The sequence below is a fragment of the Citrobacter sp. wls613 genome (assembly GCF_005281195.1).
GTDB lineage: Bacteria > Pseudomonadota > Gammaproteobacteria > Enterobacterales > Enterobacteriaceae > Citrobacter > Citrobacter gillenii.
Genome location: NZ_SZXN01000031.1, coordinates 11,845 through 12,624, shown reverse-complemented (window position 1 = coordinate 12,624; position 780 = coordinate 11,845). Strand labels below are relative to the sequence as shown.

Annotated in this window: 1 protein-coding gene; it reads left to right on the top strand. The window is 35.8% G+C overall.

Annotation, left to right across the window (positions count from 1 at the left end; translation table 11 throughout):
* A partial coding sequence (locus FDX01_RS23020; protein ID WP_170974756.1) for a hypothetical protein occupies nt 1-780 on the top strand: 780 nt, incomplete at both ends.

Sequence of the window (780 nt, the reverse complement as noted above, 5' to 3'; positions counted from 1 at the left end):
CAAAAATTATAAACGTTGACCACACCTTTTTTGATGTACTGTATAATAATACAGTTGTCATATTCACGTGGCTTTTAAACCCGCTTTATAAGTGCTCTCCTTTTCTCTTTAAGGGGTGCGCATTGATCTTGATAGTTAGCATCATAAAGATATCAATGACATCCAAAGATGTGAAATCCAGAGTTATTAACTTATTTTTACTTTCCGCCTTGATTACTGCGGGATTTTTCTCTTGCTTTGCACACATTGCACTTCTTAAAACACCTGTGCTAGCGCCAAGAGTATTAATATCTTTCACAGGATTCTTCCTGCTTTTTGCATACCTAGTAGCCCAAGCCTTTGAAAGTAAAAAAATTCAGCTGATACTTTTGGCTCCTGTTGTATTTTTTAGTTTCATACTTTCATTTTCTTATGCAAACGCATCAAGCTCCCAAAAGGAGCTAGATAAATTAATTTCCACCTCAATTTATAACGACATTTCTCATCAAGATTTGAGTTTTAAAAATGTTTTCATTCATGGCGTTATGCCAACATCGAAGCAGAGGGCATTGATAGTCGAGAGACTTCCGATAATGAATTCTCTGATACCTATTTATTTAAATAACAATTGGTCTTGGGGGGCTATGATGCTTAAGCATTACCTTCTCGACTACAATGTGGACGCAACAATTACAGATCCAAAAAAGGAAATCTGCTCCTTAACACCATTCTCCAGGTCTAAGGATTATTCACTATACAGCAAAGGTGATACCTTAATAGTATCATTTGATAAGACTGGAT